Below are 15134 nucleotides of genomic sequence, written 5' to 3'. Positions count from 1 at the left end.
ACCCGGAGATCCTCATGCAAGCCGTCCACCCCACCACCGCCGCCCGCCAGAACGCCCTCGTCCAGTTCAACCTGGACATCGACGACGCCCCCGCCCACCCCGCCAGCGCCCACGAACGCATCGGCCTGGCCCTGGGCCGCGACTACGCGCTGCACGGCATCACGCCGCCCATCGCCCACCTGTACCCGCAGTCGCCCCTGCAACGCGGCTGGCAAGCCGCCCACGCCCGCATGGCCGGCCGCGCGGCCCGCCCCGCCAACGGCCCGCAAGTGGCCACGTGGCTGGCGCTGCGCACCCACGCCTGGGCCCGCGGCCGTCACTTTGAAGACCTGCTGGTCACGCCGCACTTCCTGGCCCAGCTGGACACCACCCACTGCCCCATCACCCGCGAAGCCCTGACGGACGACACCCGCAGCATCGACCGCGTGCGCCACGACGCCGGCTACGCCGCAGGCAACCTGGTGTGGATGAGCCACCGCGCCAACCAGGCCAAGGGCAGCCGCACCCAGGCCGACCTGCACGCCCTGGCCGCCAGCTGCGCCGCCGGCCCCATCACCCGCATCGGCGGTCTGAACGACCACGAGTGGGAACGCCTCGCCGTGCTGACCAGCTTCGTGACGCCGCTCAGCCACGAGCAGGCCGCACAAATCCCGCTGCGCGTGCTGCCGCCGAACCGGCTGCGCCTGTTCAACCCCATCCAGGCCCTGCAAGCCTTCATCACTCGCCAACTGGCCACGCCGGGTTGGAGCGCCCGCCTGAGCCGGCTGGAAGCCCTGCTGCCCACCGACACCCTGCGCACCGACTTCAACCGCTTCCTGCTGGCGCTGGCGCCGCGCGTGCTGGCCGCCTCCGAACTGCAGGAGCCGCACCAGATCCGCTGGGCGCTGGAAGACGCCTGGACCCAAGCCCTGGTGCAAAAGCGCTGGGCCCGCTTCGCCCTGCAACTGACCCCGGAACAAGCCGAAGCCCTGGTGGAACGCGCCGCTGCCAAGCACCTGAGCGCCGTGCACGTGCAACGCCACGACGACGCCACCGACGGCTGGGCGCTGGACACGGCAGGCTACATGGCCTGACCCCTCCATTGCGGGAATGGCGCTGCGGCCGCTGTCATGGCCGATTCACTGAAGCCCGAGACAGTGCGAGCCTCTCGCTTCGGAGCTTTTCATGAACAAGACCCTGCTGACCCTGGCCCTGGCGGCCGCCACAGCACTCCCCGCGCAAGCCGCACTGACCGCCGGCGACATCGCCATCATCGGCCGCATCAACAACGGCACCCCGGATTCATTCGCCTTCGTGGCGCTGTCCAACATTGCAGCCGGTGAAGTCATCTACTTCACTGACAACGGCTGGACAGGCACCGGCTTCCGCGGCGCAAGCAACACGGATGGCGACGGCAACGAAAGCCTGCTGATGTGGACAGCTGCCGCACGCATCACGGCAGGTACGGTCATCGCCAGCACCGGCAACGGCAACGGCTTCACCAAGAGCGGCGCCATTCCTGGTGCGAACTCCGGCTCCTTCGGGACGCTGGACCTGAGTCAATCAGGCGACCAAATCTATGCGTTCCAAAGCTCGACGACGACCAATCCTTTGGTCAACACCTCGAAGCAAACACATCTCTACGCGTTCGACGACACGAATGGCTTCGAGACCAGCACCAGTTCTACGACAGGCGCGGCTCCTTCATCCTTGACGCAAGGCCTGTCGGCCATCAGCTTGAAGCTGTCGCCGAACAGCATCCGCGTCAAGACCAGCGTGCTGCAAGGCGCGGCACAAACCAAGGACCAGTGGCTGGCCACGTTTGCCAACGCAGCCAACTGGGAAGCTGGCGCGCTGCCCACCGGCAGCATCACCATCAGCGCCGTGCCCGAACCCCAAACCTACGCGCTGATGCTGTCCGGCCTGCTGGCCGTGGGCTTCATTGCGCGTCGTCGCCGCGGTTGATCAGCGTTGCACTCAGAACGACAAAGCGCCCCGCAGGGCGCTTTTTTCATGCCTCGGCGCTGCCGAGGCGGCCGTCTCAGACCAGCGAGCGGTGCAGGCGGATTTCTTCGATGCGCGAGCCGCCGACTTCCGTCGTGCGGGCGCTGCCCAGCTCTCGCTTGAAGCCGGCGAGTTCGAAGAAGCGCAGCGCGCGTTCGTTGCGCAGGTAGCACCACAGCGTGGCCTTGGTGCAGCCTTCTTCCTGCAGGCCGTCGCGCGTGGCATCCCACAGCGCCAAGCCCACGCCCTTGTCCCAGTGCTCGGGGCTGGCGAACAGCGCCCAGACTTCACCGGTGGTGGCGGGCGTGCCTTTGTCGCGCGAGCGGTCGAAGCCGGCGAAGCCCATGATCTTGTTGTCGAGGTGGGCCACGATGACTTGCGGCTCGCACAGGTCGATGGCTTCACGCCAGAAGGCTTGGCGCTTTTGCACCGACATCGCGTCCAACGCCGCCGCGGGCAGCAAGGCCTTGTAGGCATCCTGGCTGGCAGCGACATGAATCTCGGCGATGGCCTTGGCATCGCGCAGGGTGGCGGGGCGAACCTGGATCACGGACATGGAACTCTTAGCAATAGCACGGGACGAAAGGGCGCGATTGTCCTTGGCGATTGCAACAAAGCCGGGTCTTGACAGAAATTTTTATCGGCGAACTGCTTGGCGCGCTGACGCACCTCGAACGCGTTGACGCGGTCGTCGTTCAAGCGTTCATCGAAGGCCGTGACCGCACATGCTCCACCAGGCCGCGCCGCAGTTGCCGCAGCGGCGTGCGCTGCAGGTGCGCCAGCAAGGCGTGGTCTGCCGCGCGGGCACCGAGGTCCATCGCAAAGCGCTGTTGCACCTCGGCCTGCACCTTGAGCCACAAGCCCGCCGTGACACGCGCATCGGCCAGGGCCCGGTGGGCGCGGCCCTCCAGCGTGAGGCCGTGGAACTGCACCATCGCGCCCAGGCCATGGCTGCGCGCTTCCGGCCACAGGCGCCGTGACAGCAGCACCGTGCACGCGAACTGGTGGGCGGGGTCCGGGGCCTGACCGGCCTGGCGCATCTCAGCCTCCCAGAAGCCCCGATCAAAAGCCGCGTTGTGCGCGACCAGCGGACAGCCCGCGGTGAAGCGCGCGAGTTCCTGCATGACGGTGGCCGAAGGCGGTGCACGTTCCAGCATCGCGTTGGTGATGCCGGTCAAGGCCTGGATTTGCGGCGGCACCCACGCGCCGCTGTTCATCAGGCTGCTCCAGGCATCCACCACCTGCCCCTCACGCACGAGCACCGCGGCCACTTCGGTGGCACGGCCGCCGCTGGTGGGCCCCAGACCCGTGGTCTCGAAGTCGATGACGGCCACGGTTTCCATCAAGACCTCTTCAGCGGTGGGTGCTTGACAGCGTTCATCGCGAGCTTGCGCTCGACCGCGGCATCCAGGTCCACGCCACTGTGGTCGGCGATCTGCAACAGGTACAGCAGCACGTCCGACAACTCTTCGCCCAGATGCGTGCGCTGCGCGTCGTCGAGCTGCATCGACTGCTCCGGCGTGAGCCACTGAAAGATCTCCAGCAGCTCCGCTGCTTCCACGGTCATGGCCATGGCGAGGTTCTTGGGGGTCTGGTAGGGCTGCCAGTCACGGTCGGCAGCGAACTGGCGCAAGCGGCGCTGGAGCGCAGGAATGTTCATGGAAAAAGTGTCCAACGTATTCCAAACAGTATTCAAGAAATCAAAGTGGTGGTCGTAGTAGAGGGCCGCCTTCGCTGTGGATAACTACGAAAAGTCAAAATTTTTCAATGACTTGGGTTTCGCACAAGCTTGTGCGCCACCCCCGGGACGACTTCATGCGGTTTTGGGCACAACTTCCGGGAACCCCTCAGCGCTGTGGATATCTAGGGAGTTGTTCCAGCGTCATCCACAGGCTTGCCAACCGGCCTTGGCCGCGAATCTGCACCGTGTTGGTGCCCGGCCTTCAGCCGCCTTGCAATGTTGTTTCTTTACGCACACTCGGGGAAAAAACGAACGACCGTTCGAAAAAGCAACGGCTAGAGTGGCCGTCCTCAAAACTCATGTGACACGTGCAGTGGTGTCGCGCAGGAGACGAACATGAAACCCTTCCTCACCCGGATCGCCACCGCTACGGCGGTGATGTTGGGCAGCCTGCTGGTGGCAGGTTGCGGCGGCGGTGGTGCCACGGCCGACACGACCCCGGCGATCAAGATTTCGTCGGTCAAGGTCTTCGGTGACTCGTTGCAAGACAGCGGCACCTTCGGCTTCAAGTTCACGGTGCAAGGCGCCGAGAACCCGATTTACGTGGAACGGGTGGCGTCCGCCTATGGCGCGACGCTGTGCAACTTCTACGCCTTCACCGGCACCACCTTCGTGGCCAACACGGCCAAGACCGGGTGCACGAACTTCGCCATCGGTGGCGGCCGCATCATCTACACCGGCGCCGGTGCCAGCCCCGTGAACCCGCTGAACGTGGGCGTGCAGATGGCCACCTACGCCTCGGTGGGCGCGTACAGCGCGACCGACCTAGTCATCATCGACGGCGGTGGCAATGACGCGGCTGACCTGGTCGGTGCTTACCTGACCATCCCGCGCGACAAGGCCGCTTCGTACAGCGGCCTGCTGGCTCAGCTGCTGACGCCCACGCAAATCGGCACGGCCCTGGCGGGCGGTGCCGCCACCACCGGTCAAATCGGCGGCGCCTACATGACGGCCCTGGCCGACAAGTTCTACGGCCAGATCAAGACCAGCGTGCTGGACAAGGGCGCCACGCACGTGGTGATCATGAACATGCCCGACATCACGCTCACCCCGCGCTTCCAGACGGTGCTGGACAGCGTGGCCGCCGCCAACGGCGGTGGTGCCAATGGCGTGGCCGCCCGCGCTCAGGCGCAAGCGTTGTTCCAGGCCTGGATCACGGCCTTCAACACGCAACTGGCCACCAAGGTGGCCAGCGACGACCGCGTGGCGCTGATCGACTTCTACAAGTCCTTCCAAGACCAGTTCAACACCCCCGCCCAGTACGGCCTGACCAACGTCAAGACCCCGGCCTGCCCGATCACTGGCTTGGGCAGCGACGGCCTGCCGACCTACACCTTCCCGACCTGCACCTCCACCGCCCTGTCGGCGGCGCCCCAGACCGGCACCACCGGTGCCGACTGGTGGAAGAGCTACGCCTTCTCCGACGGCTTCCACCCCACGCCGTACGCCCACCAGCTGCTGCAGCAACTGATTGGCAAGTCCCTGGCCACCAAGGGCTGGCTGTAAGCCGCGACCTCACCTCATTCGGAGAACCCCATGAAAACCAAGTTCCTCCTCGGTGCCCTGGCCGCTGCGTTGTCGGCCGGCAGCGCCTTCGCCCAATCGGCGGGCAGCATCGTCGTGTACGGCGGCGCGGCCCAGATCAGCCCGCACGTCGAGAGCGGTGACCTGACCACCCCCAGCCTGCCCGGCACCAAGGTCGATGTGAAGAAGGCCTCGTCCTTCGTCGGCGGCATCACCTACTACTGGACCGACAACATCAGCATCGACCTGCCGATCTCGCTGCCGTTCAAGCACGACGTGGTCGGCGCCGGCGCCATCGAAGGCGTGGGCAAGCTGGGCACGGTCAAGTCGCTGCCGGCCACGCTGCTGGCCCAGTACCGCTTCGGTGAAGCCAACAGCACCATCCGCCCGTTCGTGGGCGCGGGCCTGACCTACGGCTACTTCTACAAGCCGCGCGCCACGGCGCTGCTGTCGGGCATCACCGGCGGCACGCCCAGCAACCCCACCACGCTGTCCATGAAGAGCCGCCTGGGCGCCACCATGGAGCTGGGCACGGCGGTCAACGTCACCAAGGACTGGTCTGCCAGCCTGTCGGTCACCAAGACCTTCATCAAGACCACCGGCAGCCTGTCCACCGGCCAAACCGTGGAAACCACGCTGGACCCGGTGTCCATCAAGTTCGGCGTCGGCTATCGCTTCTGAGCGCGCCCTACGTTTGATCTCAGGGAGCCTTCGGGCTCCCTTTTTTGTATCTGGGCGTTACGAATGGGCCGTCGAACGGGCTTCGAACTGGGGAGTCGTGCCCGATTCACGGGACAACCCGCAGGCACGTTGCTCCGCAGAATCCAGGTGTTGTTGCTGTTGCAAGGAAGTTCCCCATGCGTGTTTTGCCCAAAACCCTGATCGCTGCTGCGGTGTTCGGCGTGGCCGCCGCCGCCCAGGCCGCACCGCAAGTGGTGCAGGTCACCGGCACCGCCTCGGTCACCAACGTGGCGGCGGCTGCGGATGGTTTCGTGCCGACCAATGGCACGCAATGGGACACCAACTCGGCGTTCTGGACCGGCGCTGGTGCACTGACGTTCAAGCTGGATCAGGCCTACCGCCTGTCCGCGCTGTCCCTGACGGCAGATTGGAATGACTTCTACCGCTTCTCGGTGTCCACCGATGGGGTCAACTTCGCTCAACTGGTCACGGTGACGGGATACGCAGACCAACCGGCCGGCGTCAACGTGGGTTGGGGTCAGGTGACCATGCCGGTCAGCTTTGCGCCGACGCAACTGGCTTATCAGTACGTTCGCTTGCAGTCGTTGGCGGGTGACGGTTCGTACTCGGTGGGCGAGGTGTCCTTCTCCGGCACCGCCGCGCCGGTGCCGGAGCCCAGCACGCTGGCTTTCATGGCTGCCGGCCTGGGCGTGGTGGGTTTCGTGGCCCGTCGCCGTCGCGCTTGAGCGCATTCACGCGTGCCATGCGCCCCACGGCGCGTCGCATTCCGAAGGGCTGGGCAACCAGCCCTTTTTTCATGGCGGCACCACTCTGGTAGCGTGCGGCGCATGGAACTCCCCTTCTTCCGCTACCACCCCGATCCGCTGGCCACCGGCGCCGTCGAGCCCCGAAGCCTCCAGTGCATCTGCTGTGGCCAGACGCGCAGCCATGTCTACGTGCAGCCGGTCTACGCTACGCAAGACCTGGACGAAAAGCTCTGCCCCTGGTGCATTGCCGACGGATCGGCCCACGCCAAGCTGGGCGCCAGCTTTTCCGACCCCGCACCGCTGCAAGCCGCAGGTGTGCCGGCGGCGGTGATCGAAGAGGTCAGCCAGCGCACGCCGGGCTACTCCTGCTGGGAGCAGGAGGTGTGGCTGTCGCACTGTGACGATGCCTGCGAGTTCCACGGTGACGCGTGCGAGGAGGACATCGAAGACGCGAGCGACGCCGTGCGCGCCGACTGGTGCCAGCGCTACGGCAAGACCGACAAGCAATGGGCCGCCGCCACGCGCGACTACGAGCCCGCGGGCGACAACGCGTTCTACAAGTTCGTGTGCCGCCACTGCGGCACGGTGCGCCTGGGCTGGGACTGCCTCTGACCGTGCGTGAGCGGGCGGCGCTCGGCCGCCCCGGGCCTCAGGCGATGCCCACCACCTTGTGCATCTGCACCGACAGGCGCCACTGCGGGTGGGCCATGCAGTAAGCCACCGCGGCCTTGGTGTGGTCGCGCTGCAGCACCGAGTCCATGGGCTGCAGGAAGAAATGCTGGAAGTCGAGCCCGGCGAAGCGCTCCGGCTGCGCCAGCGGCTGCGGGTACACCAGCTTCAGCTCGTGGCCGGAGGTCAGCACCAGCTCGGCGTCGGCCTTGGGGCTGACGCAGATCCAGTCCAGCCCCGGCGGTGCGGGCTGCGTGCCGTTGGTTTCCACCGCCACCTCGAAGCCGCGCGCGTGCAGCGCGTCGATCAGCGGCGTGTCCAGCTGCAGCAGCGGCTCGCCGCCGGTGCACACCACGTAGCGCTTCCCGCCCTGGCTGTCGGGCCAGGCCTTGGCAATCGTGTCGGCCAGGGCCTCGGCGGTGGCGAACTTGCCGCCGCCCTCGCCATCGGTGCCCACGAAGTCGGTGTCGCAGAAGGTGCAGACGGCGGTCGCGCGGTCCTGCTCGCGGCCGCTCCACAGGTTGCAGCCGGTGAAACGGCAGAACACCGCCGCGCGGCCGGCCTGGGCGCCTTCGCCTTGCAGCGTGTAGAAGAGTTCTTTGACGCTGTACATGTCAGCCCCTCGTCCGTCGGTTACGCCGGCCGATCCCCAGGGGGGATCGCGCTTTGGCTTGGGGCGGCCCGGCGCTCAAATCGCGTGTCATACCGGAATCAATTCTTCAGAGTCAGCCCGGCTCACGATGGCGCCCGAGCCGCGGGTTTCGTACAGGTCCACGCGGTCGATCTGCGGCAGCACGCTGCCGCCCTCGCGCAGCACCCAGGCGGCAATCGACGCCGCATTGCCATCGGGCAAGTTGGCAATCTCGTACAGCGGGTGGTGGTCCAGCCGTTTGAAGATCGGGTTGAACAGCGCCTTCACATCGCCGAAGTCCACGGTCCAGCCCATCACCTGGTCCAGCGGCGCAGCCAGGTGCAACCTCAAGGTGAAGGTGTGGCCGTGCGTGCCGGCCAGCGGGTGGCCGCTCGGGGCGTGCTTCATGCGAACGGCGCTGTCCAGCGTCATCTCTTTCCAGATGCGGTAGCTGCTGCCGTTGAAGTTGGCGCCGCTCGACCCGGTTTCGTACACCGTCACCCAGCTGAGTTCCGGCAGCTGCGGCTTCAGCCGCGCCCACAGCCAGGCCGAGATGTTCTCGCTGGTGGGGTTCTGCAGCCCGGCGATGTCGTTCAGGCAGCGGTAGTTCAGTTCGAAGTGCAGCGGCGCCCAGACCTCGTCGAGGTGGTCGTAGTCGATGGACAGGTCGCGCTCGCCCAGGTCGGCATTCGCGTGCAGGATCACTTCGAAGCCATGGCCGTGCATGCGGCCGCACTGGTGGCCGGCCGGCACGTTGGGCAGCTGGTGTGCGGCCTGGAAGCGGTAGCGGCGCCACACGTGGGCATGGCCGGCGCAGTCCAGGTCCACCCCGCTGTGGGTGGTGCTTTGCACGCCCACCTGCACGATGCCCGGCACGTCGGCATTGAGCCGGCTGCGCACCCAGCGGGCGAGGTTTTCGTCGGTGGGTTCCGAAAGGTGGTCGTTCAGCAGCGCGTGGTCCAGCGGGGCGACGGTGGCAGCCATGCGGGCGCGCAGCGCTTCCACTTCACCGCCGGCAAAACTGCCGATGGAGGGCGCCCAACCCGCCGGCAGCGCCGTGCGCACCGTGGCGAAATAGCTGTGGCCATGCAGGCCATGGCTGCGGTGCGAGGCGGGCAGGGCGGGGATGCGGCAGGCCGACTCGAAGCCGGCCGAGGCGCAGTGCAACACGGACAAAGACATGCCGCGATTGTCGCGTGCCGCCCCCGCCGGTGGGGCTGGCGCGCTTGACTTGAAGTGGGCTTGAGCTTTTACGCTGCGCCCCATGACTGTTCCAACCACCGGCGCCGAGCGCCTGTTTGCGCCCGGCCGGCGCGCCGCCTGCGGGGGCGCCGTGGCGTTGATTTCCATGCTGGCCTTCGAGTCCATCGCCGTCGCCACCGCCATGCCCGCCGTGGCCGAGGCGCTGGACGGCCTGCCCTTCTACGCGCTGGCCTTCGGCGCCACGCTCGCCACCTCGGTGCTGGGCATGACGGCCGCCGGCCAGCTGTGCGACAAGCGCGGCCCCTACCGAGCGGCCCTCGCCGGGCTGGCAGCCTTTTTGGCCGGGCTGCTGCTGGCGGGGTTTGCGCCGTCCATGCCGGTGCTGGTGCTGGGCCGGGCGCTGCAGGGCCTGGGCAGCGGCGTGCTGGGGGTGACGCTGTACGTGGGCGTGGCCCAGGTGGTGCCGGCCGCGCTGCACCCGCGCATGTTTGCCATGTTCGCGGGCGCCTGGGTGGTGCCGGGCCTGGTGGGGCCGGCGCTGGCGTCGTTCCTGACGGCGTACCTGGGCTGGCGGTCGGTGTTCCTGACTGTGGCGGCTGCCGTGCCGGTGGCGGCGGGCCTGATGCTGCCGGCCCTGCGCCGCGTGGGCGCGGGCACGGGCGAGGCGTTGCAGTGGGGCGCCATGCGCTGGGCGGTGCTGGCCAGCGTGGGCGCGCTGGTGCTGCACGCGGCCAGCCAGCAGACCGGCTTGCGGGCGGCGGCGCTGTTCCTCACCGGCCTGGGGTTGGCGGGCGGGGCGGCCGCGCTGCTGTTGCCGGCGGGCAGCCTGCGGGCGGCGCGGGGCCTGCCGGCCGTCATCGCGTTGCGCGGGTTGATTGCCGCCACCTTCGCCAGCGCCGAGGCGTTTTTGCCGCTGCTGCTCACCCACCACTTCGGCTGGAGCCTCACGCAGGCCGGCGGGGCGCTCAGCGCCGGGGCCGTCACCTGGAGCCTGGGCAGCGCGGTGCAGGCGCGCGTGCAGCGGCCTGCCGCCCGGCGGCGGCTGCTGACCGGCGGCTTTGCGCTCGCGGCGGTGGGCTTGGGCGTGGTGATTGCGCCGCTGCTGGGTGGCGGTTCTACGGGTTCCACAGGTTCTGCAGGGTGGGTGCTGGCCGGCTGGGCGGGTGTGGGCCTGGGCATCGGGCTGTCGTTCCCGATGCTGTCGGTGCTGCTGTTGCAGCTGTCCGCGCCGGAGGAGCAGGGCCGCAACACCTCCTCGCTGCAACTCAGCGATGCCCTCACCAGCAGCGCCGCGCTGGCGCTGGCCGGCTTGTTGTTCGACCCCGCCACGCGCCAGGTCTTGCCCGTGCTGCTGCTGGCGCTGGGCCTGGCGGTGGCCACCACGCTGCTCAGCCCGCGCGCCCGGGCCATGACGTCCTGAAACCGCTTTCAACCGGTGGCACACTCGCCCCGACTTCCCGGGAGCGGTGCATGGGTTTTGTGACGACGCGCAGCATGGCCAAGGACTACGACGTCATCGTCGTGGGCTCGGGCGCGGGTGGGGGCCAGTCGGCCTACACGCTGGCGCTGGAGGGCGTGAAAGTGCTGATGCTGGAGGCCGGCCGGAACTACGACCACCGCACCGAAACCCCGATGTTCCAGACCAGTGCCGACGCCCCGCTGCGCGGCGCCGGCACACCCGACAAGCCCTTCGGCTTCTACGACGCGACCGTGGACGGCGGCTGGCAGGTGCCCGGTGAGCCCTACACGCAGGCGTCGACCGATCCGCAGCAGCGCTTCGACTGGTGGCGCGCCCGCATGCTGGGCGGCCGCACCAACCACTGGGGCCGCATCTCGCTGCGCAACGGCCCCTACGACTTCAAACCCCACAGCCGCGACGGCCTGGGCTTCGACTGGCCCATCGGCTACGACGACCTCGCGCCCTACTACGACAAGGTCGAGATGCTGGTGGGCATCTACGGCAGCAACGAGGGCCTGGAGAACACGCCCGATTCCCCCGCCGGCTGCTTGCTGCCCGCGCCGGCGATGCGCGTGGGCGAGCGCCTCATCAAAAAGCACGCCTCGCCGCTGGGCATCCCGGTCGTGCCCATCCACCGCGCGGTGCTGACGGCCAAGCTGGACGCCGCCCGCATCCCCGCCCTGCTGCACCCCGGCAACCCGCGCGCCCAAAGCCTGGTGGCCCAGGCCATGCGCGACCGCGCCGCCTGCTTCTGGGCCACGCCCTGCGTGCGCGGCTGCAGCATCGGCGCCACCTACCAAAGCCCTGCCGTGCACCTGCCCCCGGCGCTGGCCAGTGGAAAGCTGGACGTGCTGTGCGATGCCATGGTCTACGAGGTGACCACCGAGCACGGCAAGGCCCGCGGCGTGCGCTTTGTGGACCGCACCACCGGCAAGCACATCGAGGTGAAAGCGCGTGCCGTGGTGCTGGCGGCCAGTGCGTGCGAGTCGGTGCGCATCCTGCTGAACAGCAAGCCCGGCGGCCTGGCCAACAGCAGCGGGCTGGTGGGCAAGTACGTGATGGACACCGTGGGCAGCGACCTCGCCGGCCAGGTGCCCGCGCTGGAAGCCCTGCCCGCCCACAACGAAGACGGCGCCGGCGGCGCCCACGCCTATGCGCCGTGGTGGCTGTACAGCCAGCAGGGCCAGGGCTGGGCGCAAAAGCTCGGCTTCCCCCGCGGCTATCACATCGAGATCAGCACCGGCCGGCGCATGCCGTCGTCGGGCACCGGCGCGGGCCTGGAGGCGCTGACGAAAGGCAGCTACGGCGCGGCCTTCAAGCAAGACGTGCGGCGCCTGTACGGCAGCTTCGTCTACTTCGCCGGGCGCGGCGAGATGATCCCGAACGAACAGTCCTTCTGCGAGCTGGACCCGGCCGTGAAAGACCGCTTCGGCATCCCCGTGCTGCGCTTTCACTGGCAGTGGGCCGCGCACGAAACCCGCCAGGCCGCGCACATGCAGAAAACCTTTGCCGACATCGTCACGGCCATGGGTGGCACGGTGCTGGGCGGCGGCCCGCAACTGGACGGCGCCAAGGCCATCGCCCCGGGCGGCTCCATCATTCATGAGGTGGGCGGCGCGCTGATGGGCGGCGATCCGCGCCGCTCGGTCACCAACGCCTTCGGCCAGACCTGGGACGTGCCCAACCTCTTCCTGGCCGATGGCGCCCCGTTCGCCTCCAACGCCGACAAGAACCCCACGCTCACCATCATGGCCCTGGCCTGGCGCCAGGCGGACCACATCGTCGAGCGCTTCCGCCGCAAGGAGCTCTGAATGCACCTCGACCGCCGAACCACGCTGCAGTGGATGCTGGCCGCCAGCGCCGCGCTGGGCGTTGAAGCCTCGGGCGGGGCCACGCCCGCGCGCAGGCCCGGCGCCGGCTATGGCACCGACCCGAAGCTCACCCGCAGCTACCGCGCCGGCGAGCTCTGGCCGCTGAGCTTCACGCCCGAGCAGCGCCGCTGCGCCGAGGCGCTGTGCGCGCTCATCATCCCGGCCGATGCGCAGTCGCCCAGCGCCGCGCAGCTGCAGGTGCACCTGTTCATCGACGAGTGGATCAGCGCGCCCTACCCCACCCAGCAGCGCGACCGCGGCGTCATCCTGCAAGGCCTGGCCTGGCTGGACGCCGAAAGCGAGCGGCGCTTTCAGCAGCGCTTCGACCAGCTCCACGTCACGCAGCAGGCCCGCATCGCCGACGACATCTGCTGGGTGGCACAGGCCAAGCCCGAGTTCGCGGAAGCCGCCCGCTTCTTCGCGCGCTTTCGCGACCTCACCGCCGGCGGCTTCTACACCACGCCCGAAGGCAGCCGCGACCTCGGCTACGTCGGCAACGTTCCGTCCGTCACCTTCGACGGCCCCCCTGCCAAAGTCCTCCAGATTGTGGGATTGAGCTGACCATGAAACCCACCCTCCTCGCCGCCAGCCTGCTGCTGACCGGGGCCGCCCACGCGGCCGACCTCAACACCCTCACCGCCGAAGAGCAGGCCGCCGGCTGGCAGTTGCTGTTCGACGGCCAGACGCTGAACGGCTGGCGCGCGAGTGACGCGCCGGGCTCCTTCAGCGTGAAGGACGGCGCCATCATCGTGCGCGGCCCGCGCTCGCACCTGTTCTACGTGGGCCCGGTGCAGCAGCACGAGTTCCGCAACTTCGAGTTCAAGGCCGATGTGCTGACCTTCCCCAAGGCCAACTCCGGCATCTACTTCCACACCCAGTGGCAGGAGGTGGGCTGGCCCAGCCTCGGCTACGAGGTGCAGGTCAACAACTCGCACAGCGACCCCAGCCGCACCGGCGGCCTGTGGGGCGTGCAGGACTATCCCAAGGTCGTGTCGCCCGACGGCACCTGGTTCACGCTCACCATCCGCGTGGACGGCAAGCACGTCACCACCTTCGTGGGCAGCGAGAAAACGGCCGACTACACCGAGGAGTCGCCCCTCGTGCGCAAGAAGGGCCTGGAGCAGCGCTACCTGGCCCGCGGCACCTTCGCGCTGCAGGGGCACGACCCCGAGAGCGAGGTGCACTTCCGCAACCTCAAGGTGCGCGTGCTGCCCTGAGGGGCGCCCCGCGCGGGCCGGCGCATCAGCGCATCAACGCGGCCGAAGTTTCAGCGAGCGGATGGGCGTGCCCGGTGGCAGGTCGTGCACCTGGGCGTGGATCTGCCCGAGGAGGGAGAACGACACCGCCGCGTCGCTGACCTCGATGTTGTCGCGCTCAAAGCGGCCCCCCAGCACCATGGGCGTTTTCAGCGCATACACCTGACGCGGCCCCAGCCGCAGGCCGGCGGCGCGCAGGTCGGCCACCGCGTCGGGCATGAAGCGGTCGTCCACAAACTCGGGGTCGGTCAGGCGCTGGGCCAGCGCGGCGGGGGAGTCCGCCACGCGCACCAGCGTGCCGCCTTGGGTGTCCAGCCACCACAGCGCCGCACCGTCGCGTTCGGTCAGCAGAGCGTCGCCCAGGGCCGACACCCGCAGCAGCTGGCGCGGGGCGCCGACGAGCCAGCGCCAGTCGTCCATCCAGGTGGGGTCGGCCGCGGTGGCCGGCAGCATCAGGCCCCGGGCGGTCAGGTCATGCAGCACCGCGTCCAGCGCGGCCGGGGTTGCAGGCGCCCCCTGTGAGGGGCCGGCGCCGGTCAGGCCCAACAGGCCCGACAGGCCGCCAAGGGCGCGCTTCAGCACCGTGCGGCGTGGCGGGGCAGCACCGTTCACGCGCTGGCGGCAGGCGGGCGCATGTCGGTGGCCCGGCGGCCGCGGCGGCTGGCGGCGTTGCGCAGGTGGGCCAGCGACTCCACGCGCTTGAGCAGTTCGCGGTCGTTCCAGGGCTTCTTGAAGATGCCGTACACGCCTTCGATCTGGCCCACGCGGCCATGCAGCTCGTCGTGGCCGGTGATGGCAATCACCGGCAGGTCTTCGGTGGCCAGGCTGCCGTGCACATCGGCAATCAGCTCGAAGCCGTCCTTGTTGGGCATTTCCAGGTCGGTGATCAGCACCGCAATCTCGGGCTTGGCGTCCAGCTCGGCCAGGGCCTCGTTGCCGTCGTTCACCTGCACCACCACAAAGCCGGCGCTTTCCAGCAGCCGCTTGAGCTTGGTGCGCACCACGGCCGAGTCGTCGGCCACCAGCACGGTGGGCGGGCCGGCCGGCACCACGGGGGCCGGGGCCGGCGGCAGCTTGGGCGTGGGGGCGGTGACGAAGGCGCTGGCCATGGACGGGCCGGCATCGGGCGAGCCCGGCAGCGGCGGCAGCACGATGGAAGCGTCAGCGCGCGGCGGTTGGCGCGGCGGCCGCGGCGGGGGCGTGTAGTCGCGGCTGGGCCGGTAGTCGTCCCGCTTGAATGCAGCGATGAGCACGATGATGGCCAGCGGTATCGCAATCAGCACCGGCATCAAGTAGGCGCCCAACATGTCCTGCAGCTCGTGAAACATCTCCATCCCCGGGGGTTGACA

Annotated in this window: 17 protein-coding genes; 10 read left to right on the top strand and 7 right to left on the bottom strand. The window is 68.7% G+C overall.

Going from position 1 to position 15134, the window contains the following annotated elements; genetic code table 11:
• Positions 1-14: 14 nt before the first annotated feature.
• Complete coding sequence (locus ACG01O_RS10955; protein ID WP_394384436.1) at positions 15-1073, top strand: hypothetical protein; 1059 nt, start codon at positions 15-17, stop codon at positions 1071-1073.
• A 91-nt stretch (positions 1074-1164) separates the two neighbouring features.
• On the top strand, positions 1165-1944 hold the full coding sequence (locus tag ACG01O_RS10950) for a PEP-CTERM sorting domain-containing protein (protein ID WP_394384434.1): 780 nt from the start codon (positions 1165-1167) through the stop codon (positions 1942-1944).
• Between the two features lie 76 nt (positions 1945-2020).
• Here ACG01O_RS10950 and ACG01O_RS10945 read toward each other — a convergent pair whose 3' ends face one another.
• The 3 genes from ACG01O_RS10945 to ACG01O_RS10935 all read right to left on the bottom strand — a co-directional run bounded on the left by ACG01O_RS10945 (position 2021) and on the right by ACG01O_RS10935 (position 3643).
• Complete coding sequence (locus ACG01O_RS10945) at positions 2021-2539, bottom strand: GNAT family N-acetyltransferase (protein ID WP_394384433.1); 519 nt, start codon at positions 2537-2539, stop codon at positions 2021-2023.
• A 139-nt stretch (positions 2540-2678) separates the two neighbouring features.
• Positions 2679-3326 carry a 3'-5' exonuclease gene (locus ACG01O_RS10940; RefSeq protein WP_394384431.1) on the bottom strand — a complete coding sequence of 216 codons (648 nt, stop codon included), beginning with the start codon at positions 3324-3326 and terminating at the stop codon, positions 2679-2681.
• Positions 3326-3643 (bottom strand): nucleotide pyrophosphohydrolase, encoded by a 318-nt coding sequence (locus ACG01O_RS10935; protein ID WP_394384429.1) that lies wholly within the window; start codon positions 3641-3643, stop codon positions 3326-3328. Before ACG01O_RS10935 ends, ACG01O_RS10940 begins: the two co-directional genes overlap by 1 nt.
• A 417-nt stretch (positions 3644-4060) precedes the next feature.
• On the opposite strand from ACG01O_RS10935, the gene ACG01O_RS10930 reads away from it, so the two are divergent.
• The 4 genes from ACG01O_RS10930 to ACG01O_RS10915 all read left to right on the top strand — a co-directional run bounded on the left by ACG01O_RS10930 (position 4061) and on the right by ACG01O_RS10915 (position 7308).
• Positions 4061-5230, top strand: coding sequence for an SGNH/GDSL hydrolase family protein (locus ACG01O_RS10930; protein WP_394384427.1), 1170 nt, complete (start codon positions 4061-4063; stop codon positions 5228-5230).
• A gap of 30 nt (positions 5231-5260) precedes the next feature.
• On the top strand, positions 5261-5929 hold the full coding sequence (locus ACG01O_RS10925) for an OmpW/AlkL family protein (protein ID WP_394384426.1): 669 nt from the start codon (positions 5261-5263) through the stop codon (positions 5927-5929).
• 176 nt (positions 5930-6105) lie between these two features.
• On the top strand, positions 6106-6675 hold the full coding sequence (locus ACG01O_RS10920; protein WP_394384424.1) for a PEP-CTERM sorting domain-containing protein: 570 nt from the start codon (positions 6106-6108) through the stop codon (positions 6673-6675).
• Positions 6676-6777: 102 nt separating this feature from the next.
• Positions 6778-7308, top strand: coding sequence for a CbrC family protein (locus tag ACG01O_RS10915; RefSeq protein WP_394384422.1), 531 nt, complete (start codon positions 6778-6780; stop codon positions 7306-7308).
• 37 nt (positions 7309-7345) lie between these two features.
• Here the strand turns inward: ACG01O_RS10915 and queE are convergent, their stop codons facing one another.
• Both queE and ACG01O_RS10905 read right to left on the bottom strand, forming a co-directional pair.
• Positions 7346-7978: a 7-carboxy-7-deazaguanine synthase gene (gene queE / locus ACG01O_RS10910; protein ID WP_394384421.1), complete on the bottom strand. Its 633-nt coding sequence runs from the start codon at positions 7976-7978 to the stop codon at positions 7346-7348.
• A gap of 87 nt (positions 7979-8065) precedes the next feature.
• Positions 8066-9178: a 6-carboxytetrahydropterin synthase gene (locus ACG01O_RS10905; protein ID WP_394384419.1), complete on the bottom strand. Its 1113-nt coding sequence runs from the start codon at positions 9176-9178 to the stop codon at positions 8066-8068.
• An 82-nt stretch (positions 9179-9260) separates the two neighbouring features.
• On the opposite strand from ACG01O_RS10905, the gene ACG01O_RS10900 reads away from it, so the two are divergent.
• Genes ACG01O_RS10900 through ACG01O_RS10885 form a run of 4 tightly spaced genes read left to right on the top strand, consistent with a single transcriptional unit; the run spans position 9261 to position 13746 of the window.
• Complete coding sequence (locus ACG01O_RS10900; RefSeq protein WP_394384418.1) at positions 9261-10619, top strand: MFS transporter; 1359 nt, start codon at positions 9261-9263, stop codon at positions 10617-10619.
• Positions 10620-10669: 50 nt separating this feature from the next.
• The gene (locus ACG01O_RS10895) at positions 10670-12469 is read left to right on the top strand and encodes a GMC oxidoreductase (protein WP_394384416.1); all 1800 of its coding nucleotides are present in this window, start codon (positions 10670-10672) and stop codon (positions 12467-12469) included.
• Positions 12470-13090, top strand: coding sequence for a gluconate 2-dehydrogenase subunit 3 family protein (locus ACG01O_RS10890; RefSeq protein ID WP_394384414.1), 621 nt, complete (start codon positions 12470-12472; stop codon positions 13088-13090).
• Between the two features lie 2 nt (positions 13091-13092).
• Positions 13093-13746: a 3-keto-disaccharide hydrolase gene (locus ACG01O_RS10885; RefSeq protein WP_394384412.1), complete on the top strand. Its 654-nt coding sequence runs from the start codon at positions 13093-13095 to the stop codon at positions 13744-13746.
• 33 nt (positions 13747-13779) lie between these two features.
• Here ACG01O_RS10885 and ACG01O_RS10880 read toward each other — a convergent pair whose 3' ends face one another.
• Positions 13780-14397: a T6SS immunity protein Tdi1 domain-containing protein gene (locus tag ACG01O_RS10880; protein ID WP_394384411.1), complete on the bottom strand. Its 618-nt coding sequence runs from the start codon at positions 14395-14397 to the stop codon at positions 13780-13782.
• Positions 14394-15119, bottom strand: coding sequence for a response regulator (locus ACG01O_RS10875; RefSeq protein ID WP_394384408.1), 726 nt, complete (start codon positions 15117-15119; stop codon positions 14394-14396). The genes ACG01O_RS10880 and ACG01O_RS10875 overlap by 4 nt, the downstream gene beginning before the upstream one ends.
• Positions 15120-15134: the final 15 nt, after the last annotated feature.

Origin of the sequence: Pelomonas baiyunensis (assembly GCF_043555935.1) — a bacterium.
GTDB lineage: Bacteria > Pseudomonadota > Gammaproteobacteria > Burkholderiales > Burkholderiaceae_C > Pelomonas > Pelomonas baiyunensis.
This window is presented reverse-complemented; position numbering and strand designations above follow the sequence as displayed.

Bases quoted from the DNA above. Each gene is read 5' to 3' on its own strand.
- ACG01O_RS10920 (WP_394384424.1), top strand. From the start codon at position 6,106: ATGCGTGTTTTGCCCAAAACCCTGATCGCTGCTGCGGTGTTCGGCGTG.
- ACG01O_RS10940 (WP_394384431.1), bottom strand. From the start codon at position 3,326: ATGGAAACCGTGGCCGTCATCGACTTCGAGACCACGGGTCTGGGGCCC.
- queE (WP_394384421.1), bottom strand. From the start codon at position 7,978: ATGTACAGCGTCAAAGAACTCTTCTACACGCTGCAAGGCGAAGGCGCC.
- ACG01O_RS10885 (WP_394384412.1), top strand. From the start codon at position 13,093: ATGAAACCCACCCTCCTCGCCGCCAGCCTGCTGCTGACCGGGGCCGCC.
- ACG01O_RS10900 (WP_394384418.1), top strand. From the start codon at position 9,261: ATGACTGTTCCAACCACCGGCGCCGAGCGCCTGTTTGCGCCCGGCCGG.
- ACG01O_RS10955 (WP_394384436.1), top strand. From the start codon at position 15: ATGCAAGCCGTCCACCCCACCACCGCCGCCCGCCAGAACGCCCTCGTC.
- ACG01O_RS10890 (WP_394384414.1), top strand. From the start codon at position 12,470: ATGCACCTCGACCGCCGAACCACGCTGCAGTGGATGCTGGCCGCCAGC.
- ACG01O_RS10930 (WP_394384427.1), top strand. From the start codon at position 4,061: ATGAAACCCTTCCTCACCCGGATCGCCACCGCTACGGCGGTGATGTTG.
- ACG01O_RS10945 (WP_394384433.1), bottom strand. From the start codon at position 2,539: ATGTCCGTGATCCAGGTTCGCCCCGCCACCCTGCGCGATGCCAAGGCC.
- ACG01O_RS10895 (WP_394384416.1), top strand. From the start codon at position 10,670: ATGGGTTTTGTGACGACGCGCAGCATGGCCAAGGACTACGACGTCATC.
- ACG01O_RS10875 (WP_394384408.1), bottom strand. From the start codon at position 15,119: ATGGAGATGTTTCACGAGCTGCAGGACATGTTGGGCGCCTACTTGATG.
- ACG01O_RS10925 (WP_394384426.1), top strand. From the start codon at position 5,261: ATGAAAACCAAGTTCCTCCTCGGTGCCCTGGCCGCTGCGTTGTCGGCC.
- ACG01O_RS10950 (WP_394384434.1), top strand. From the start codon at position 1,165: ATGAACAAGACCCTGCTGACCCTGGCCCTGGCGGCCGCCACAGCACTC.
- ACG01O_RS10905 (WP_394384419.1), bottom strand. From the start codon at position 9,178: ATGTCTTTGTCCGTGTTGCACTGCGCCTCGGCCGGCTTCGAGTCGGCC.
- ACG01O_RS10915 (WP_394384422.1), top strand. From the start codon at position 6,778: ATGGAACTCCCCTTCTTCCGCTACCACCCCGATCCGCTGGCCACCGGC.
- ACG01O_RS10935 (WP_394384429.1), bottom strand. From the start codon at position 3,643: ATGAACATTCCTGCGCTCCAGCGCCGCTTGCGCCAGTTCGCTGCCGAC.